The sequence below is a fragment of the Ornithinimicrobium sediminis genome (assembly GCF_021272345.1).
Lineage (GTDB): Bacteria > Actinomycetota > Actinomycetes > Actinomycetales > Dermatophilaceae > Ornithinicoccus > Ornithinicoccus sediminis_B.
In genome coordinates this window covers 637,115-657,484 of sequence record NZ_JAJSDQ010000002.1, presented here as the reverse complement: position 1 = coordinate 657,484, position 20,370 = coordinate 637,115, and the positions used below count along the sequence as shown (strand labels likewise).

Below are 20,370 nucleotides of genomic sequence, written 5' to 3'. Positions count from 1 at the left end.
GCGAGCCTGGCCGTCGACGCCGATGGTGCTGCGTGCCTCGCGGCCGGAGCGGATCGTGACCTCGGGCGCCCGCCCCCGGTCAGACGACGCTGAGCGGCAGCAGCCTCTTGCCGGTCGGGCCCACCTGGATCGCCGTGTTCATCTGCGGGCAGACCCCGCAGTCGAAGCACGGGGTCCAACGGCAGTCCTCGACCTCGCGACCGTCCAGGGCGTCCTGCCAGTCGTCCCAGAGCCACTCCTTGTCCAGCCCGGAGTCGAGGTGGTCCCACGGCAGCACCTCGCTCTCCCCCCGCTCCCGCGTGGTGAACCACGCGACGTCCACCGGGGTGCCGGCCAGCACGCGCTCGGCCGCGCTCATCCACCGCTGGTAGGAGAAGTGCTCGCTCCAGCCGTCGAACCGGCCCCCGTCACGCCACACCTGCTCGATGACGGCACCGAGGCGGCGGTCGCCGCGTGACAGCAGCCCTTCGACGATGCCCGGCTGGCCGTCGTGGTAGCGGAACCCGATGGCCGAGCCGTACCGGCGGTCGGCCCGCAGGGCCTCCCGCAGCCTCGCGAGGCGGGCATCGGTCTCCTCGGCCCCCAGCTGCGCCGCCCACTGGAAGGGGGTGTGCGGCTTGGGCACGAAACCCCCGATCGAGACCGTGCACCGGATGTCCCTGCGGCCGCTGACCTCGCGTCCGGTGTCGATGACCCGCTTGGCGACCTCGGCGATCTGCAGCACGTCCTCGTCGGTCTCCGTCGGCAGCCCACACATGAAGTAGAGCTTCACCTGTCGCCACCCCGCGGCATAGGCGGCCGCGACGGTGCGGATGAGGTCGTCCTCCGTCACCATCTTGTTGATCACCCGGCGCATCCGCTCACTGCCTCCCTCGGGAGCGAACGTGAGCCCGGAGCGCCGCCCGTTGCGGGTCAGCTCGTTGGCGAGGTCGATGTTGAAGGCGTCGACCCGGGTCGAGGGCAGGGACAGGCCCGTCTGCGTGCCCTCGTAGCGGTCGGCCAGGCCCTTGGCGATGTCACCGATCTCCGAGTGGTCGGCGCTGGAGAGCGAGAGCAGCCCCACCTCCTCGTAGCCGGTGCTGTCCAGCCCACGCTGCACCATCTCGCCGATGCCGGTGATCGAGCGTTCGCGCACCGGCCGGGTGATCATCCCGGCCTGGCAGAACCGGCACCCGCGGGTGCAGCCGCGGAAGATCTCCACACTCATCCGCTCGTGGACCGACTCGGTGACCGGCACCAGGGGCTGCTTGGGGTAGGGCCAGGCGTCGAGGTCCATGACCGTGTGCTTGGACACCCGCCACGGCACGCCGGGCCGGCGCGGCGCGACCCGCTGGATGCGGCCGTCCTCCAGGTAGTCGACCGTGTAGAACGCGGGCACGTACACCCCACCCGTCGCGGCCAGACGGGCGAGCACCTCCCCGCGCCCACCGGGCCGCCCGGCGAGCTTCCAGGCACGGATGATCTCCGTCGCGGCCAGCACCGCCTCCTCGCCGTCACCGATGACCGCGGCGTCGACGAAGTCGGCGATCGGCTCGGGGTTGAACGCAGCGTGTCCGCCGGCCAGCACGATGGGGTGCTCCAGGGTCCGGTCCCTGGCGTGCAGGGGGATCCCGGCGAGGTCGAGTGCCGTGAGCATGTTGGTGTAGCCGAGCTCGGTGGCGAACGACAGGCCCAGCACGTCGAAGTCGCCGACCGCGCGGTGGCCGTCGACGGTGAACTGCGGCACTCCTCGCTCGCGCATCAGCGCCTCCAGGTCTGGCCACACGGCATACGTACGCTCCGCCAGCGCGTGGGGGTGCTCGTTGAGCACCTCGTAGAGGATCATGACGCCCTGGTTGGGCAGGCCGACCTCGTAGGCGTCGGGATACATCAGCGCCCATCGCACCGTGCCCTCCTCCCCGAGGGGACCGTGTCCGCCGACGTGCCAGTCCTTCGTGCGGGAGTTGAGCTCACCGCCGATGTACTGCACCGGCTTGGTGACCTCCTCCAGCAGCGGCTCCAGGGACTCGAAGATGCTCTCGCCGGGTGCTCGGCTCGGAGTGGAGGTCATGGCACCAGGGTAGGCCGACGCCCGGTGTGCTGGGCCGATGCGAGCAGCCCCACCGCCATCCAGCAGGCCAGCATCGAGGACCCGCCGTAGGAGACGAAGGGCAGCGGCAGCCCGGTCACGGGCACCAGTCCCAGGTTCATCGCGATGTTCTGGAAGGTCTGGAACGCGAACCACGTCGCCACCCCGACGGCGACGAGGCGACCGAAGGGGTCGTCGGTCACCACGGCGACCCAGAGTGCTCTCATGACGAGGAAGCCCAGGAGCACCACGAGTCCGGCCGCCCCCCAGAACCCCAGCTCCTCACCGGCCACCGAGAAGACGAAGTCCGTCTCCTGGAAGGGCACGTAGCCACCCTGGGTGCGCGGGCCGGAGCCCAGCCCGGTCCCCTCCCACCCCCCGCTGCCGATGGCGATCCGCGCCTGTCGGGTCTGGTAGCCGATGCCCTCCGGGTCCAGCGACGGGTCGGCGAACGCCAGGAGCCGGTCGACCTGGTAGCGGTCGAGCAGCGGCACCCGCACCGCAGCGACCACCGCGGTGGCCGTCCCCGCCGCCGCCGTCGCGGTCCACCACCACGCCGCCCCCGAGGTGGCCACGACGCCCACCGTCATCGCCGCCAGGACCACCGCGGTGCCGAGGTCGGGCTGGGCGAGGACCAGCAGCACGGGCACACCACCGAGCACCCAGGCCGGCAGCACCTCGGCGGCACCGGGACGTCGACCGGGGTCGCGCCCGGAGGCCAGGATCATGGCCAGCCCGATGCACAGGGAGATCTTGGCCAGCTCCGCAGGCTGGAGCGAGAACCCGCCCGGCAGGAACAGCCAGGACCGTGACCCGTTGACCGTCTGGCCCCACGGGCCGAGCACGACCAGCAGGCCCACCATCCCGGCGAGGTACGCCCACGGAGCGGCGGCCCGCAGCCACCGCACGTCGACCCGCACGAGCAGGACCGCCACCGTCAGCCCGACCGTGGTGTTCACCAGGTGGCGCACGGTCAGCGCCGCACCGACCCGCTCATGGGTCGCCGACCACACCAGGAGCGCCCCGACCAGGGACAGGCCCAGGGCGGCGACGTACAGCCCCCAGTCGGTGCGCAGGTACCGGGTGCGCACGCTCCCGGGGGCCGAGGACGGCATGTCAGCCCAGGAGCAGGGAACGGCTGGCGGTCACGTCGCGCGCCATCTGCTGTGAGAGCTGGGCGACGGTCTCGAAGCGCAGGTTGCCGCGCAGCCGGGCGACGAAGTCGACGGCGACACGCTCGTCGTAGAGGTCGAGGTCGGTGCGGTCCAAGACGTAGGCCTCGACGGTGCGCTCCAGCACGTCGTCGAAGGTCGGGTTGGTCCCGACGGAGATCGCGGCGGGGAGCCGATGGTCCTCGTGGTCCTCCGGCAGGGAGGGGCGCTCGAGCCACCCGGCGTACACGCCGTCGCCGGGCACCATACCCTCGCTGTCCGGACCGAGGTTAGCCGTGGGGTAGCCGAGCTCACGACCCCGGTGGTGACCGTGCACGACCGTGCCGGTCACGCGGTGGGCCCGGCCGAGCACCTCTGCGGCCGTGGCGACGTCTCCGGCCCGCAGTGCTGACCTGAGCCGCGTGGAGGACCATGTGCGCTGCCCGTGCGTGCACTCCCCGACGGGGTCCTGGGTGACCACCTCGAAGCCGTAGCGCTCCCCGAGCGCGCGCATCGTGGTGATGTCCCCCGAGTTGTGCACGCCGAAGCGCGTGTCCTCGCCGACCACCACGACCTGGGCACGGAGGGCCTCCACGAAGGTCTGCCGGACGAAGTCCTCCGGGGTGAGCCGGGCGAACTCCCGGGTGAACTCCAGCACGAGCGTCGCGTCCAGCCCGCAGCGGTCGAGCAGGTCGAGCCGGTGCTGCAGCCCGGTGATCTGCTCCGGAGCCCGTTCCGGGTGGAGCACGGCGACCGGGTGAGGGTCGAAGGTGATGGCCACGGCAGCTGCCGAGCGGGCGTGCGCGATGCGGACGACGGTGTCGAGCACCGCACGGTGGCCGCGGTGGACGCCGTCGAAGTTGCCCAGGGTCACGACCGTCGGGCCCAGGTCGGGAGGGATCTGCTCCAGGTCGGTCCAGCGGTGCACGGCGGCCACTCTAACTGCCTAGCGGGGCGCGAAGACGACGTGACTGCGCGTCCGGGCTGCTGACTCGTCGAGCACGGCGACCAGCTCGCCGGCCGGGCCCAGCGCCGCGACCGGGTCACGACGCCCGGGCTGCTCCGACTCGACGCGTCCGCCGTAGCCGAGGGCGCGCGCCTGCTCCTCGTCGAGGTGCCGCACCGGCATGACCGCGGCGGCGGCGTCGGCCAGCGGGACCAGGCGGGACCCCGGGTCACCCTCGGCCGCGGTCAGGGTGACCGCCTGGTCGAGGTCGATGTCGCCGACCCGGGTGCGCCGCAGCGCGGTCAGGTGCCCCCCCACCCCCAGCACTGCGCCGAGGTCACGCGCCAGGGCACGCACGTAGGTGCCCGAGCTCACCTCGACCTCCACGTCGACGTCGGTATGCCGGGGCTCGCGGGCGGTGCGCACCTCCAGCACGTCGAACCGGTGGACGGTGACGGGACGGGCACGGAGCTCGACGTCCTCGCCCGAGCGCACCCGGGCGTAGGACCTCCTGCCGTCGACCTTGATCGCGCTGACGGAGCTGGGGACCTGCTGGATCGCACCGGTCAACGTGCCCACAGCGGCCTCGATGCGCGCCCGGTCGAGCCCGGACGCGTCGTGGTCCTGCGTGACCTCACCCTCGGCGTCGTCGGTCACGGTCGACTGCCCGAGCCGGATGGTGGCGGTGTAGGACTTGTCGCACCCGACCAGGTAGGTGAGCAGCTTCGTGCCGCGGTTGACCCCCAGGACCAGGACTCCGGTCGCCATGGGGTCCAGGGTGCCCGCGTGGCCCACTCGGCGCGTGCCGCACAGCCGCCGGACCCGACCGACCACGTCGTGGCTGGTCCACCCGGCCGGCTTGTCCACGACCAGCAGGCCGTCCCCGACCTGCCTGCTGTCGTCAGCGACCCCGGGACCGCGCACCCTCACCCGCGGTCCGGGTCGAGGCCCTCGACGTCCTCGTCCTCGTCGCGCGGCTTGCGGTAGGGGTCGGGCTCCCCGGCATACGCCGCCGCGTCGCGCGCCGCAGCCAGCTCTGCGTCGCGCTGCTGGACCTGGCGCAGCACCTCGTCGAGGTGGGCGGCGTCCTCGGGCAGCGCGTCGGGCACGAACTCCAGGGTGGGCGTGAGCCGGATGCCCAGGCCCTTGCCCACGAAGGAGCGCAGCCGCCCTCGGTAGGCCTCGAGGACCTCCGCGGTGGCGGCCCGGTCCGCGTCCTCGCCCAGCACGGTGTAGAAGACCGACGCCTGCTGCAGGTCACCGGTGACCCTGACGTCGGTGACGGTGGTGAACCCGAGCCGGGGGTCCTTGACCAGCGTGTCCAGGCCCTGGGTGACGAGCACCTTGATGCGCTCGGCGACCTTGCGTGCGCGGGCGGGATCAGCCATGACTCCTCCTCGGATGACGGGCGGGGCGGTGCCGGACCAGTCTAGGTGTGGGCTCGGCCGTGTCGTCGCCACGGCGAGGGCCGGACACCCGTGCGGGTGTCCGGCCCTGCCGCTGACAGCGGCCACTCAGCTGCGGGGGATCTCCCGCATCTCGTAGGTCGTGATGACGTCCTCGACCTGGACGTCGTTGAACGACCCCAGGTTGATGCCGCACTCGAAGCCCTCGCGGACCTCGGTGACGTCGTCCTTGAAGCGCCGCAGACCGGCGATCTGCAGCCCCTCGGTGACGACCACGCCGTTGCGCGTGATCCGTGCCTTGGCGCCGCGACGGATCTCGCCGTCGCGCACGATCGAACCCGCGACGTTGCCGAACTTCGAGGAGCGGAAGATCTCGCGGATCTCGGCGGACCCGGTCTCGAACTCCTCGTACTCTGGCTTGAGCATGCCCTTGAGCGCGTTCTCGATGTCCTCGATGGCCTGGTAGATCACCGAGTAGTAGCGGATCTCGACGCCCTCGCGGTCGGCGACGTCGGCGTTCTGTCCCTCGGCCCGCACGTTGAAGCCGAGGATGATCGCGTCCGAGGCCATCGCCAGGTTGATGTTGTTGAGGGTGATCGCGCCGACACCACGGTCGATGATGCGCAGGTCCACCTCTTCGCCCACGTCGATCTGCAGGAGCGCGTCCTCGAGCGCCTCCACCGAACCGGACACGTCGCCCTTGAGGATGAGGTTGAGGGTCTCCACCTTGCCGGCGGCGAGTGCCTCGTTGAGGTCCTCCAGGCTGATCCGCTTGCGTGCCTTGGCCAGGGAGGCCTGACGGTCAGCAGCCTCCCGCTTCTCGGCGATCTGCCGGGCCGTGCGGTCGTCCGGGGCCACCACGAAGGTGTCACCCGCACGCGGCACGGACGCCAGGCCGAGCACCTGCACGGGGCGCGACGGGGTCGCCTCGGCGACGTTGTTGCCGTGCTCGTCGAGCATGGCGCGCACACGGCCGTGGGCCGCGCCCGCCACGATCGAGTCGCCGACCCGCAAGGTGCCCTGCTGGACCAGCACCGTGGCCACCGGACCGCGGCCGCGGTCCAGGTTGGCCTCGATCGCCACGCCGCGCGCGTCCTTGTCGGGGTTGGCCCGCATGTCCAGCGCAGCGTCGGCGGTCAGCAGGACGGCCTCGAGGAGCTCCTCGATGTTCTGGCCGGCCTTGGCGGAGACGTCGACGAAGAGCGTCTCGCCGCCGTACTCCTCGGCGATGAGGTTGTACTCGGTGAGCTGCTGGCGCACCTTCTGGGGGTTGGCACCCTCGACGTCGATCTTGTTGACCGCCACGACGACCGGCACGTCCGCCGCCTGGGCGTGGTTGAGCGCCTCCACCGTCTGCGGCATGACACCGTCGTCGGCGGCGACGACCAGGATCGCGATGTCGGTCACCTTCGCACCACGTGCACGCATGGCGGTGAACGCCTCGTGCCCCGGGGTGTCGATGAAGGTGATCGCGCGGTCCTCGTCCTCGTGCTCGGCGTGGACCTGGTAGGCACCGATGTGCTGGGTGATGCCACCGGCCTCACCCTCGGCGACGTCCGCCTCGCGGATCGCGTCGAGCAGGCGGGTCTTGCCGTGGTCGACGTGACCCATGACGGTGACGACCGGGGGCCGCGGGAGCAGGTCCTCGTCCGTCTCGGCGTCGGCCTCGGCGTCCAGGTCGATGTTGAAGGCGTTGAAGAGCTCGCGCTCCTCCTCCTCCGGCGAGACCAGACGGATGTCGTAGCCGAGCTCGGAGCCGAGGATACCGAAGGTGACCTCGTCCAACGACTGGGTCGCCGTCGCCATCTCACCGAGGTGGAACAGCACGGTCACCAGCGATGCCGGGTCGACGTTGATCTTGTCGGCGAAGTCGGTCAGCGACGCACCGCGGCGCACCGTGACGGTCTGGCCGTTGCCGCGTGGGACGTTGACGCCGCCGATGGCGGGCGCCTGCATCTGCTCGAACTCTGCGCGCTTGGCCCGCTTCGACTTGCGTCCGCGGACCTTGCCGCCGCCACGACCGAAGGCACCCTGGGTGCCGCCGCGACCGCGCGGACCGCCACCGCGGCCACCTCCGCGGAACCCACCGGGCGCACCGCCGGGGCCGCCCGGACCACCACCGGGTGCACCGGGGCGACCACGACCGCCACCAGGGCGGGCCGGCCGGTCGCCCGGCCGCGGAACCGCAGCCCGGTCGGGCATCATGGCGGGGTTGGGGCGGGCGCCGCCGGGTCGAGGCGCCGCCGGACGAGGACCGCCGGGGCCGGACTGGCCACCGCGCGTGCCACCGGGCCTGGGCATGCCCTGGCTCGGGGCGAAGGGGTTGTTGCCGGGACGGGACGCTCCCCCGCGGTCCCCGCGCTCGGGGCGCTCGCCACCACGGCCGGAGCGCATGCCCTGGCTGGGGGCGAACGGGTTGTTGCCGGGACGGGGCCCTGGCTTCACGCCGGGGCGGGACGCGTCGCCGCGCCCCCCGGAACGTCCGCCCTCCGGCCGCTCGGCCCGGGGTGTGGGCCGCGGTCCGGGGCGTGCCGAGGCGGCAGCGTCCTTGGTCTCGGCGGCAGCCGGCTCTGCGGCGTCCGCTGCCGGCTCGGCAGCGGGAGCCGCGGGCTCGGCAGCGGGAGCGGCGGGCTCGGCAGCGGGTGCCGCCGGCCCGGGACGCGGCCCGGGAGCAGGCGTCCCGGACCCGGTGCCTGCGTCCTTCGGGGCGGCCGGAGCGCCGGTCCCGGGTGCAGCGGGCGTGGACTCCGCAGGAGCCGCGGGACGTGCCGGGCCCGGCGTGGGCGACGGCGTGCTGGAGGCGCCGGGCTTGCCGGACGCCGGCTTCTTCTTCTCCGGGGCAGGCTTGCCTGCTGCCGCGGGAGGGCTCTCTCGAATCTTGCGAACGACAGGGGGTTCGATGGTCGACGACGCCGACCGGACGAACTCTCCCTGCTCCTTCAGATGGGCGAGCAGTTCCTTGCTCTCGACCCCGAGCTCCTTGGCGAGCTCGTAGACCCGGACCTTGGCCACGTTTCTCCTTGTGTTGCGCCGCGGCTCGGGCCCTGGGGGGCACGCAGCCGTGACTAGTGCTGGTGGGTGCTCATCGCTGAGTACTCATCGGGTGCTCATCAGCGTCAAACCCGCTTCCGGTTCCTCGATGACAGAGCCAGGTGGCTCCGCCCTGTGGCGACCGGGCCTGGTGGCCCGGTCGTTGTGCCCTCCGTCCGCGTGGGACGACGGGCCCGTCACGTCTCCTGCTGCCCCAGCCACGCCTCCAGCGCACGGATGTCCGGCCGCCCGCTTCTCCGCAGGGCCCTGCCGAACGCCCGGCGCTCGGTCGCGAGCCGGACACAGGCCGGGTCGGGGTGCACGTAGGCACCACGACCCTGGCTGCGGCGTCGTGGGTCAGGGACGACCTCCCACGGCATACCCGTGGGGCCCGGCTCCTCCCCGACGACGCGCAGTAGTGCCGCCTGCTCGTCACGGTGCCGGCATCCCACACACGTGCGCACCGGAACGGTGCTCGATGCGATGGGAGGCTGCTGACGACGACGAGCAGACACGACCATCCTACAGGTTCACCGCGCGGGGTTCACTGCTCGGGCGCTGTGTCGGGCCGGATGTCGATGCGCCACCCGGTCAGCTTGTTGGCCAGACGGGCGTTCTGGCCCTCACGCCCGATCGCCAGGGACAGCTGGTAGTCCGGCACGACCACCCGCACCTGCTTGGTGCTCTCGTCCACCACCCGGGCCGAGAGCACCCGTGCGGGCGACAGGGCCGAGGCCACGAACTCCGCCGGGTCCTCGGACCAGTCGACGATGTCGATCTTCTCGCCCTGCAGCTCCGCCATCACCGCACGGACGCGCTGCCCCATGGGGCCGATGCACGCGCCCTTGGCGTTGATGCCCGGCACGGTGGCCCGCACCGCGATCTTGGTCCGGTGGCCGGCCTCGCGCGCCAGCGCTGAGATCTCCACCGACCCGTCCGCGATCTCCGGCGCCTCGAGCGCGAAGAGCTTGCGGACCAGGTTGGGGTGCGTCCGGGACAGGGAGATGAGGGGCCCGCGCGGGCCACGCTTGACGCTGACCACGTAGCAGCGCAGCCGCTGACCGTGCTGGTAGCGCTCCCCGGGGACCTGCTCGGCGCTGGGCAGCTCGCCCTCGACGTTGCCGAAGTCGACGAGCACCGTGCGGGGGTCGCTCGACTGCTGGATGACCCCCGAGACGATCTCGCCCTCACGGCCACGGAAGTCGCCCAGCACGGCGTCGTCCTCCAGCTCGCGCATGCGCTGGAAGATCACCTGGCGCGCGGTGGCGGCAGCGACGCGGCCGAAGCCCTCCGGGGTGTCGTCGAACTCCGGGCCCGGCTCCCCGCGCAACCCGTGCTCGTCGGTCTCACCGGGCTCGCGCGCCCAGACCGTGACGTGACCGGTCTTGCGGTCGAGCTCCACGCGGGCATGGCTGTAGTGGCCCTCCACGCGCTCGTAGGCGCTCAGGGTGGCCTGCTCGATGGCGGTGACGAGCACCTCCAGCGGGATCTCGCGCTCTGCGGCGAGACCACGCAGGAGCGCCATGTCGATGTCCATCAGTTGTCCTCCTCGGCGTCGTGGCGGGTGAACTCGACCTGGACCCGCGCTCGGGAGATCTCGTCGTACAGCAGGGTGCCGTCGGGGTCGTCCGTCAGCCGGATGCCGTCGACTCCCGCACGCACGACGCGGCCCTGGCGGCTCGTGCCGTCCACGAGCGTGAGCTCGACGAGGCGACCGACGTTGCGCCGGAACCTCGCGGGCGTCGTGAGGGGCTGGTCCACCCCGGGTGAGCTCACCTCGAGGGTGTAGGGCGCGGGCCCCATCAGGTCGCCGTCCTCCAGGACGTCGTCGACCGCACGGCTGGCCAGGGCGACCTCGTCGAGGGTGAGGGGCAGGACCGGAGTCCCGGTGTCCGAGTCCAGGAGGGCACCGACGTCGCGCGCCACGGTGACGCGCACCAGGCGCCGCTTGCCGGCGGGCTGCACGCTCACGTCCTCGACCACCATCTCGGTGCCGGCCAACGCGTCGTCGACCACGCTACGGATCTGCTCGGCCCGGGTCCGCTGGTCCATGCGCGTCTGCCTCTCTTCTCCTGTCGGCTCCGGCGGAGGGCAGCACGCTGCCTCGCTCCACGCGGAACGACCACTGTAGCCGCTTCCGGCGAGGCCCCCGACCGTCTGCGATGATCCAGCCATGCCCTCCCGTCCGACCCGCCGCACGCTGCTGGCCGCTGTGGGCCTCGGCGGATGGGTGGCGCTGACCGGCTGCCAGGAGCAGCCGGAGAGCCTGGCGGAGGTGGCCCCCACCGACGGCGCGGGCAGACCGATCCGGTCCGAGGCCGCCGACGTGCTGGTCATGTTCCGGGCGCTGGAGCGCACCCGGTCACTGCAGATGATGGCTGCTGGGCTGCTGGACGGGGCACCGGACAGCAGCACCGTCCCGGAGATCCACGAGGCCCTGAGCGGACAGGCCGAGGTCCTGGAGGAGCTGCTGCGCGCCGCCGAGGTCGAGCCGGGCCCGGGGCCGGCACGACGACCTGTGGCGGACGACGCCGCCGCGACGTCCGCCTCGCGGTCCGGCGGGGCGGACGACAGCACCGCGACGACGGGAGGCATCCCTCGGGCGGACCGCGTCGCCACGCTGGCCGACGCGCTGGCCGACGACGCCGGCGCCGAGGCGCTGGCCGAGGTCGCGGGCACGAGCCCGGCCAACCTGCCGGTGCTGCTCTCCCTGCACGGGCAGCGCGCCGCCGCCGCCGTCCTGCTGCGCCGGACGCCGGACTGGCCACCGCTGTCAGGACCCGAGGGAGCCGCCGCGGTCGGCATGCTCGTGGCGCTGCGCGAGGTCGTCTATGCCCTCGAGGTGGCTGCGGCCAGAGCGTCCGGCGACGAGCGGGCAGAGCACGAGGTCGTGCTGAGCTCGATGCGGACCCTCACCGACCGGCTGGTGACCCTCGCCGGGCCGGCCGCACCTGCGCCGCCGCTGGGCTACGGGCTGCCAGGGCCTGTGGACAGTGCGGACGCACGTCGGGCGCTGGTCGTCCGGACCCTCGAAGCCGTCCCCACGGCTGTGCTGGACGGCAGTGGGGGGCTCGTCCAGGACGAGGTGGCCGTCGCAGGCTGCACCCAGGTGCTGGCCGAGGTCGTCTCGCAGGCCCAGCGGCTCGGCTCGCCGCTCCCGGCGTTCCCCGGCCTGAGGACACCGTGACCCGGTGGGACGGGACCACGCTTCCGCAGGAGGTCGTCGACCGGTTCCGGTCCCTGCCGCCGGACAGCCCCGACGGCCCCTCCGGAGACGCCTGGCTCTCCGGTCTGCCCGTGCAGGTCGACGAGCTCCTGGACCGGTGGAGGCTCCGGGTCGAGGGACCTGCCCGGCACGGTGTCGCTGCCCTCGTGCTGCCCACCCTGCGCGAGGACGGCTCGAGGGCTGCACTCAAGCTCTCCTGGCCGCACCGCGAGGCTGCATACGAGCACCTCGCCCTGCGCGCCTGGGACGGACGGTCCGCGGTGCGCCTGCTGGCCGCCGACCCCGCCCGGTGGGCCCTGCTGCTCGAGTGGCTGGATCCTGACCACGACCTGGACCGGCTCGACGACGTCAGCGCCTGCAGGGTCGTCGGCTCGTTGCTGCGCGCCCTGGACAGGCCTCGTCTTCCACAGATGGACACCTTGTCGGCTCACCTGGCCGCCCTGGTGGACGACATCGACCGAGTCCGGGCCACCGGCCGGGGTGGACCTCTGCCGCGCCGCCTGCTGGACCAGGGCCGGGCCATGGCCCTGGGTCTGGCCGACCATCCCGCGGTCGACGCGCGCCTGGTCCACACCGACCTCCACGGCCAGAACGTGCTGCGCCGCCCTGGCACCGGTGCCTGGGTGGCCATCGACCCCAAGCCGCTGTCCGCGCTGCCGGAGATCGGTGTGGCTCCGGTGCTGTGGAACCGCTGGTACGAGGTGGCCGGCTCCGACGACCCGCGCGGGGTGCTGAGACGACGCGTGGAGACGGTCTGCGAGCACGGTGGGCTCGACCCCGACCTCGCCCGTGTCTGCAGCATCGTGCGGATGGTGCGCACCGCGCTGTGGGCGGCCGGGACACCGGGTCGGCACACCGACGAGGTGACCGTCGCGGTGACGGTGGCCAAGGCCCTGCTGCCCGACTGAGCGCCGGCGTCACACGGGCTGCGGCAGCCCGAACCGGGTGCGCACCCCTGGTGAGTAGAGCACGCTGTCCGGGGCGGCGCGGGCAGGCAGGTCAGGGATGCCGGTCGCCTGCACGAGCTCGTCGTCGAGCCGGGTGAGCACAGCACGGTGCAACGGCCAGGGGCCATGGGTGTTGGGCACCCACAGCGAGCGGTTCAGCAGCGAGGTGTGCAGCCCGAACCGGGCGGTCAGGAAGAGCTCGAGCGGGCTCGGCTCGGCGACCGCGTCTCCGACGGTCACGCTGAGCCGTGAGACCGGACGGGACCGGTGGGGCCACAGACGCTGGGTCTCGTAGTGGGCCTGCCGACCCTGGACCGCACCGGTCATCCGGGCCCAGAAGTAGGGGACGTTGAACGCGGCACGGGCCCCCAGCACGACCGCGGCCCGCTGTGCCTCGAGCGACAGGAAGGTCACGCCCCGGCGCCCGTGGTCGTCGGTGCTGTAGACACGGACGTTGGTCTCCCAGAACGTGCCCAGCCACGGCACGCCGGGCAGCAGGCCGGGTGCGGCACCCACCATCCGGAAGGGGATCAGCCCCACCCACGCCGAGCCGTCGAACAGGTCCGGACGGACTCCTGGTGCCAGGAACGGCGCGACGAGCTCAGGTGGCACCTTCCAGTGGACGAAGGTGATGTCCCGCCACCACTGAGTCATGATGACCGGCCCTCGCAGGGGTGCGCCCTGGGCCCGCAGCGGCTCGGGGCCTCGCGGTGCGCGCTGCTGTGCGACGTCGGGCATGACACCAGTGTGGTGGTTCACCTCCTCGAGACCGCGCCCGGCCCTCACCTGTCGGCGCTCACCCGTCCCGCCAGCTCCTCGCCCCAGGCACGCGCGCGGCCGAGCTCGCCGTCGATCAGCGGCCCGGAGACCCCGTTCACCCAGAAGGACATCGTCGGTCCCTGGGCGTAGCCCAGCCGGGCCAGCCGCTTCTCCGCGCCCCGGGCGGCCGACCCAGGGATCCCTCGCTTCCGGACCCGTGTGTCGAAGGCCGCCGACGCCACCCCGGGCTCGGCGGGCTCGAGCGCCGCGAGCCACTCACGGAGCCCGGTGTCCGCCCCGCCGTCCGGGTGCCCGCCCTGGCGCACCGCATCGGCACGGGTGCCCTCACGGCTCAGCCCGAACGCGTGGGTGGGACCCCCGACGACGAGCAGGCGCACCTCGGGAGCGACCTGGCTCGGTGCCTCGGTGACGGGCACGGCGTCGCCGTCCACCCCACCGGCCGACAGCCCCTCGACCACCGCCCGCGCCACAGCGAGGGTGTTGCCGAACATCGACTCGACCACGACCAACGCACGCATGCCGTCTCCTCCGGCCGTCAACGTGCGATCGCGACCGGGCAGTGCGCCCGGTGCATGACGCTGCGGCTCACCGAGCCGAGCAGCAGGCTCACCAGGTCACCGTGACCTCGGGCGCCCACCACGACCAGGGCGGCGTCGCGGGACGCGTCCGCCAGGAGCAGGTCCCCGCGCCCCTCCTGGACGAGCTCCCGCACCACCACCTCCGGGTGGGTGCCTTCCACGACCTCCTTGGCCCGCGCCACGTGGGCGGCCCCGGCCGAGCGGGCGGCGGCGATGCTCTCGTGACGCCAGTCGTCGTCGGCGAGGTACAGACGGCTCCAGTGGTCGATGGCCGGGGTCTCCCAGGCGCTGGCGACCACCAGCTCGGCGCTGGTCCCGGCGGCCATGTCGGCCGCCAGCCTCACCGCCTTGTCGCTCCCGCTCGACCCGTCGACACCGACCACGATCGGGTGCTCCGGTCCCGGGTAGACCTCGCTCTCGGCCGGCACCACGACCACGGGGCAGTGTGCGTGGGCCGCAGCGGCGAAGGCCACCGACCCGAGCAGCACCCCCGTCACCCGGCCGTGCTTGCGTCCGCCGACCACGATGATCCCGGCGTGCTCGGACAGGTCCTTCAGCGCCGCGGCAGCACCCCGGTGGCTGGTCCTGACCTGCACGACGACGCCGGGGTGCGCCGCACGAGCGCGAGCCTCTCCGGCGGCGACGATCCCGTCCGCCGCCTCCTGGACGGTGGCGGGGCTCCACGCGTCCAGGAACTCCGGGCTCACCCGGAGACGGTCGTAGTCGGAGGCGAAGAGGACCAGCAGCGGCCGGTCCCGACGCACCGCCTCCGCAGCCGCCCAGTCGACGGCCCGGTCGGCCTCCGGTGACCCGTCGTAGCCCACCACCACTGCACCAGTGACGTCACTCATCGAACCCTCCTTCACCGGCGACTCGACCGCTGCCCCACTCGGCGGCGGCTTCACCATCACCTCGGGCACCACCTTCCTCTCCTGGAGGGCATGACGCTAGGGACCAAGGTCCCCGCTGCGGTGGGAGCCGGCGGGCGGACCGGGAGGGCTCAGCTCGGGTAGAGCTGGTCCAGCTGGTCCTTGTACTTGCGGGTGACGACCCGGCGCTTGAGCTTCATGCTGGGCGTCAGGTCCCCGCTCTCGACGGACAGGTCGTGGTCCAGGATGACGAACTGCTTCACCTGCTCCCAGCGGTTCAGCTGGGCGTTGAGCTGGTCGACATACCCCTGGACCATCTCCCGCGCCTCGGGTGAGCCGACGATGTCCTCGTAGCTGCGCTCCCCCATGCCGTGGTGCTCGGCCCAGGTGCGGATGGCGTCGGGGTCCAGCGTGATCAGGGCGGAGACGAAGTTGCGGCCGTCGCCCTCGATGACGAGCTGGCTGGCGTAGGGGCAGATGCCCTTGAACATGGACTCGATGACCGAGGGCGCGACGTACTTGCCGCCCGAGGTCTTGAAGAGGTCCTTCTTGCGGTCGGTGATCCGCAGGAAGCCGTTCTCGTCGAGCACCCCGATGTCGCCGGTGTGGAACCAGCCGTCGTCGTCGAGCGACTCGTGCGTGGCCTGGTCCAGGCCGTGGTAGCCCTGGGTCACCCCGGGCCCCCGGAGCAGGATCTCGCCGTCCTGCGCGATGCGCACCTCGGTGCCGGGCAACGGCCATCCGACCGAGCCGAACTGGTAGCTGCCCGGCAGGGGACGGTTGACGAACGAGGCGGCACTGGTCTCGGTGAGCCCGTACCCCTCCAGGATGAGCAGCCCGACCGAGTCGAACCAGCGCGCGACGTCCTCGTTCAGCGCCGCCGAGCCGGAGATGAAGAAGCGGATCCGACCGCCGAAGCGCTCGCGGACCTTGTGCAGCACGAGCTTGTCCGCAAGGCGGTACTGCGCTGCCAGTGCCCCGGTAGGCTCCTTGCCCTCGGCCCGCAGCGCGGCGACCCGGGCACCGACCTTGGTCGCCCATCCGAACAGCCGTGCCTTGACCCCCCCTTCCTCGGCCACGGTCGTGGTGATGCGTCCGTAGGCCTTCTCGAAGATGCGCGGCGCCGCTCCCATGAACGTGGGACGGACGACAGCGAGGTTGGGCACGATCTGGTCGATGCGCCCGTCGACCACCGTGGGGAAGCCGATCTGCAGCGGGAGAATGAGCAGCACCTTGCCGAAGACGTGGGCCAGGGGCAGCCAGAGGTACTGCAGGTCGCTGGTGTCCAGGATGCGGATCGCGTCGACCGCGGCACCCTCGTACGTCAGCGCGGAGTGGGTCAGCCGCACTCCCTTGGGTCGGCCGGTGGTCCCCGACGTGTAGATGATCGTCGCCAGGTGCTGGGGTGTGAGGGCGTCGGTGCGCTCCTGCACGACCCCGGGCCGCTCGGCCAGCAGCGCCCGCCCCCGGGACTCCAGGTCAGCGAAGGACAGGACCCAGTCGTCCTCCCCCTCGCCTGCCCCGGCGTCGATGACGACGACCGCCACCACGTCGGGCATCTCCTCGCGGTGGGCACGCAGCTTGTCCAGCTGCTCGGCGTCCTCGGCGATCACGACCCGGCTGCCGGAGTCGGCGATGATGTAGGCGACGTCCGAGCTCAGCGTGGTGGGGTAGATGGTCGTGGTCGCGGCACCGGCGCACATGACGGCCAGGTCCGACAGCACCCACTCGATCCGGGTGGCGCTGGCGAGCGCCACCCGCTCCTCGGGCTGGACCCCCAGCGCGACCAGGCCCGCGGCGAGGGCGTACGCCCGGTCGGCCGTCTGCTCCCAGGTGAGGGACACCCACTCCTCGCCCTCCCGGTAGCGGAAGGCCTCCGAGCGCCCCGAGGTCGCCACCCGGTTGCGGATGAGATGCCCCACGCTCTCCGCACGGTCGTCGATCACCTGCTGGTCGAACTGCTCGTCCTTCGCTGAACGGGCCATCCCCACTCCTTCGTCGGCACATCACGGGTGTTGCGGAGATGATGTCAGTCCGACGCACCGCTGACCAGTGATCCACGCCACCCGAGGGGACCCGTCCGATGAACCGCCTCGCCCGCAGCACCAGCCCGTACCTCGCCCAGCACCGGGACAACCCCGTCGACTGGTGGGAGTGGGGCCAGGAGGCCTTCGACGAGGCACGCCGTCGCAACGTGCCGGTGTTCCTCTCGGTGGGGTATGCCGCATGCCACTGGTGCCACGTGATGGCACACGAGTCGTTCGAGGACGAGGAGGTCGCCCGGGTGCTCCGCGACGGCTTCGTCGCGGTCAAGGTGGACCGCGAGGAGCGCCCCGACATCGACGCGGTCTACCTCAGCGCGACCACCGCCATGACCGGGCACGCGGGATGGCCGATGACGTGCCTGCTCACCCCCGAGGGCGAGCCCTTCTGGTGCGGCACCTACCTGCCGCGCCCACAGCTCCTCCAGCTGCTCGGTGCGGCCGGCACCGCGTGGGCCGAGCGGGAGCAGGAGGTGCGGGCCGGCGGCGAGCACGTCGTGCGCACCCTGCAGCAGGCGCAGGCGGCCTCCCGTCGCGAGGGCGCGGTGACCGAGGACGTGCTGGCCGGTGCCGTCGCGGCACTCTCCCGCGACTTCGACGTCGAGCACGGCGGGTTCGGTGGCGCACCCAAGTTCCCCCCGTCCATGGTGCTGTCCTTCCTGCAGCGCCACCACGCCCGCACGGGGAGCGCCACCGCCGCACGCATGCTGCTCGAGACGACCACCGCGATGGCGCGCAGCGGCATGTACGACCAGCTGGGCGGCGGTTTCGCCCGGTACGCCGTGGATGCCGGCTGGGTCGTGCCCCACTTCGAGAAGATGCTCTACGACAACGCGCTGCTGCTCGGGGTCTACGTCGACCTCCTGGCGAGCCTCGACGGGCCTGACCGCACACTCGCAGAACGGGTCGTGCGGGACACGGCCGGCTGGCTGCTGCGCGAGATGCGGACACCGGAAGGCGGCTTCGCCAGCTCGCTGGACGCCGACACCGAAGGTGTCGAGGGAGCGACCTACGTGTGGACGCCCGCACAGCTCACCGAGGTGCTGGGCCCGGAGGAGGGCCGGCAGGCAGCCACGCTCCTGGGGGTCACCGACAGCGGCACCTTCGAGCACGGCCGGTCGACCCTGCAGCTGCCTGTGGACCCGGCCGACCCGCAGTGGTGGGAGCGCACCCGGGGCGCCCTGCTGGCCGCCCGTGCAGAGCGGCCGCAGCCAGGCCGCGACGACAAGGTCGTCACGGCCTGGAACGGGCTCCTCGTCGGCGCCCTGGCCCGGGCCGGTGCGTGGTGCGACGAGCCGGAGTGGGTTGATGCCGCCCGCCGCTGCGCGCACCTGCTGACGGACCTGCACCTCGTGGGGGGACGGCTGCGGCGCAGCTCCCGGGACGGCAGGGTGGGAGCGGCCGAGGGCGTGGCCGAGGACTACGGCAACCTGGTCACGGGGCTGACCGTCCTGCACACGGTCACCGGTGAGGCCCGGTGGCTGCACGAGGCGAAGGCACTGCTCTCCGATGCCATGGACCGCTTCTCCGACAGGTCGGGCGGCTTCCACGACACCGCGCACGACGCGGAGCCCCTCGTGCTGCGCCCGCAGTCCTCGGGGGACAACGCCGAACCGTGCGGGCACTCGGCTCTCACCGCGGCCCTGGTGAGCTACGGGGCCGTGGCGGGCTCTGCCGACCATCTGGCACGCGCCGCCCAGGCGGTGGACGCCCTCGGTGGGCTGGCGCGCACGGCGCCCCGCTTCGCAGGATGGCTGCTGGCCGCGGCCGAGGACCTGGCCCGGGGCCCGCTGCAGGTCGCCGTGGCGACCGGAGGCGACGCCCCAGGGGCGGCGGGCCTGGTCGAGGCGGCCCGACGCGCTGGTGCCGGCGTGCACGTCGTCGTCGGTGAGGGCGACGACCACGGCATCCCCCTGCTGCGAGGACGGGGCACGGTGGACGGGGCCCCGGCGGCCTACGTCTGCCGCGGCACGGTGTGCGACGTCCCTGTCACCGACGTGGGCGCGTTGGCGCGGGCCCTGCCTCCGGTCCGCCTACCCTGAGGTCATGTGGAACGCACTGACCGCAACTGCCGTCGCGACGGCGCTGCTGGTGGCCGGGTGCGCCGGGGCGTCGAGCGACGAGTCGGCCGGCACACCCGCGCCACCCGCGGAGGAGGTCTCCGGCACGGCGCCGGTGGCCGGGGAGACGGGGGACGCCGGACCCGGGACGGCGCCGGCGGACACAGCCAGGGACACCGCGACGCACCCGGAGGACACGTCGGCGGAGGACGACCCCGGAGAGCTGTCGGTGACGGTCGGCGCGGCGGGCGACCTGCTCCCGCACGCGAGCGTCATCGCCAGCGCCGCCGACTACGCCGGAGGGGCCGAGGGCGGCTACGAGTTCGGCCCGATGTTCGACGACGTGGCCGACCTGCTGTCCACGTCCGACCTGACCCTGTGCCACCTGGAGACTCCCCTGACCCCCGACAACACCGGGCTCACGACGCAGGGCGTCCTGTCGTTCAACACGCCCTACCAGCTGGCAGGGACCCTGGCCGAGGTCGGCTTCGACGGGTGCGAGTTCGCCTCCAACCACACGATGGACCGCGGGCTGGACGGCGTGGCCGACACCGAGCAGGTCGTCCGTGACGCCGGGCTGGGGTATGCCGGGCCGACCGCGCAGGAGGACCGGGCCGGACTGGCGGAGGTCTACGACACCGCGGGCGCGGCGGTGGCCCACCTGGCCTACACCTACACCTACCCCAACGACGGCAGCCCCACCACGGTCGTGCCCGGGGAGGCCCCCTGGCTGGAGCGCAACCTGTGGCCGGTCGTCGGGGCGGAGGGCATCCTCGAGGACGCGGCGGCGGCCCGTGGCGACGGGGCCGACTTCGTCGTGGTGAGCATGCACTGGGGCCAGGAGTACGCCACCGAGCCCACCACCGACCAGCGCCGCATCGCCTCCGAGCTCCTGGAGTCCGACGACGTGGACCTCGTGCTGGGCACGCATGTCCACGTCGTCCAGCCGTGCGAGGTGGTCAACGGCAAGCACGTGCTCTACGGCCTGGGCAACTTCCTGTCCAACCAGTCCCCCGACACCACGGGCGGCGCCCTGCGTCCGGAGACGCAGGAGGGCATGGTCGCCGAGGTGACCCTGCATCGCGACGGGTCCGGCGCGGTCACCTCGGAGCTGCGGGTCCAGCCCACCTGGGTCGACCTCGACGGGCACGTCGTCCGCCCGGCGACCATCGCCACGCGTCCCGAGACCTACCGGCGCACCCTGGAGGCCCTGACCTCCCTGGGCACCTGCGACCCTGGGCCCCTGGAGCCCTGACCCTTGGCCGGG

General features: G+C 72.7%; 17 protein-coding genes. 4 read left to right on the top strand and 13 right to left on the bottom strand.

Annotated elements, in window-relative coordinates; genetic code table 11:
* Positions 1–79: 79 nt before the first annotated feature.
* From LVO85_RS07520 to LVO85_RS07480, 9 genes are all read right to left on the bottom strand, one after another.
* A complete protein-coding gene (locus LVO85_RS07520) occupies positions 80–2,050 on the bottom strand; it encodes a TIGR03960 family B12-binding radical SAM protein (protein ID WP_232746780.1) in 1,971 nt (656 codons plus the stop codon).
* A complete protein-coding gene (gene rodA / locus LVO85_RS07515) occupies positions 2,047–3,183 on the bottom strand; it encodes a rod shape-determining protein RodA (RefSeq protein ID WP_232746779.1) in 1,137 nt (378 codons plus the stop codon). Before rodA ends, LVO85_RS07520 begins: the two co-directional genes overlap by 4 nt.
* A 1-nt stretch (position 3,184) precedes the next feature.
* Complete coding sequence (locus LVO85_RS07510; protein WP_232746778.1) at positions 3,185–4,147, bottom strand: bifunctional riboflavin kinase/FAD synthetase; 963 nt, start codon at positions 4,145–4,147, stop codon at positions 3,185–3,187.
* A gap of 18 nt (positions 4,148–4,165) precedes the next feature.
* Positions 4,166–5,095, bottom strand: a complete 930-nt coding sequence (truB, locus tag LVO85_RS07505) for a tRNA pseudouridine(55) synthase TruB (protein ID WP_232746777.1) — start codon at positions 5,093–5,095, stop codon at positions 4,166–4,168.
* Positions 5,092–5,553, bottom strand: coding sequence for a 30S ribosome-binding factor RbfA (rbfA, locus tag LVO85_RS07500; RefSeq protein WP_232746776.1), 462 nt, complete (start codon positions 5,551–5,553; stop codon positions 5,092–5,094). Before rbfA ends, truB begins: the two co-directional genes overlap by 4 nt.
* 126 nt (positions 5,554–5,679) lie before the next feature.
* Positions 5,680–8,583, bottom strand: coding sequence for a translation initiation factor IF-2 (infB, locus tag LVO85_RS07495; protein WP_232746775.1), 2,904 nt, complete (start codon positions 8,581–8,583; stop codon positions 5,680–5,682).
* Positions 8,584–8,798: 215 nt separating this feature from the next.
* A complete protein-coding gene (locus LVO85_RS07490; protein ID WP_232746774.1) occupies positions 8,799–9,065 on the bottom strand; it encodes a YlxR family protein in 267 nt (88 codons plus the stop codon).
* Between the two features lie 80 nt (positions 9,066–9,145).
* Positions 9,146–10,138: a transcription termination factor NusA gene (gene nusA, locus LVO85_RS07485; protein WP_232746773.1), complete on the bottom strand. Its 993-nt coding sequence runs from the start codon at positions 10,136–10,138 to the stop codon at positions 9,146–9,148.
* On the bottom strand, positions 10,138–10,653 hold the full coding sequence (locus tag LVO85_RS07480; RefSeq protein WP_232746772.1) for a ribosome maturation factor RimP: 516 nt from the start codon (positions 10,651–10,653) through the stop codon (positions 10,138–10,140). Before LVO85_RS07480 ends, nusA begins: the two co-directional genes overlap by 1 nt.
* Positions 10,654–10,774: 121 nt before the next feature.
* Between LVO85_RS07480 and LVO85_RS07475 the strand changes: the two genes are divergently transcribed.
* Positions 10,775–11,788, top strand: a complete 1,014-nt coding sequence (locus tag LVO85_RS07475) for a hypothetical protein (RefSeq protein ID WP_232746771.1) — start codon at positions 10,775–10,777, stop codon at positions 11,786–11,788.
* Positions 11,785–12,735 (top strand): aminoglycoside phosphotransferase family protein, encoded by a 951-nt coding sequence (locus tag LVO85_RS07470; protein ID WP_232746770.1) that lies wholly within the window; start codon positions 11,785–11,787, stop codon positions 12,733–12,735. Before LVO85_RS07475 ends, LVO85_RS07470 begins: the two co-directional genes overlap by 4 nt.
* Before the next feature lie 9 nt (positions 12,736–12,744).
* Here the strand turns inward: LVO85_RS07470 and LVO85_RS07465 are convergent, their stop codons facing one another.
* From LVO85_RS07465 to LVO85_RS07450, 4 genes are all read right to left on the bottom strand, one after another.
* Positions 12,745–13,512 (bottom strand): YqjF family protein, encoded by a 768-nt coding sequence (locus LVO85_RS07465; RefSeq protein WP_232746769.1) that lies wholly within the window; start codon positions 13,510–13,512, stop codon positions 12,745–12,747.
* Positions 13,513–13,556: 44 nt separating this feature from the next.
* Complete coding sequence (locus tag LVO85_RS07460; protein ID WP_232746768.1) at positions 13,557–14,072, bottom strand: flavodoxin family protein; 516 nt, start codon at positions 14,070–14,072, stop codon at positions 13,557–13,559.
* 17 nt (positions 14,073–14,089) lie between these two features.
* Positions 14,090–14,983: a universal stress protein gene (locus LVO85_RS07455; RefSeq protein ID WP_232746767.1), complete on the bottom strand. Its 894-nt coding sequence runs from the start codon at positions 14,981–14,983 to the stop codon at positions 14,090–14,092.
* A 149-nt stretch (positions 14,984–15,132) separates the two neighbouring features.
* The gene (locus tag LVO85_RS07450) at positions 15,133–16,986 is read right to left on the bottom strand and encodes an AMP-dependent synthetase/ligase (protein WP_232746766.1); all 1,854 of its coding nucleotides are present in this window, start codon (positions 16,984–16,986) and stop codon (positions 15,133–15,135) included.
* Positions 16,987–17,084: 98 nt separating this feature from the next.
* On the opposite strand from LVO85_RS07450, the gene LVO85_RS07445 reads away from it, so the two are divergent.
* Together LVO85_RS07445 and LVO85_RS07440 are read left to right on the top strand one after the other, a co-directional pair.
* Positions 17,085–19,085, top strand: coding sequence for a thioredoxin domain-containing protein (locus LVO85_RS07445; RefSeq protein ID WP_232746765.1), 2,001 nt, complete (start codon positions 17,085–17,087; stop codon positions 19,083–19,085).
* Between the two features lie 4 nt (positions 19,086–19,089).
* Positions 19,090–20,358, top strand: coding sequence for a CapA family protein (locus LVO85_RS07440; protein ID WP_232746764.1), 1,269 nt, complete (start codon positions 19,090–19,092; stop codon positions 20,356–20,358).
* The last annotated feature ends 12 nt before the right edge of the window (positions 20,359–20,370 follow it).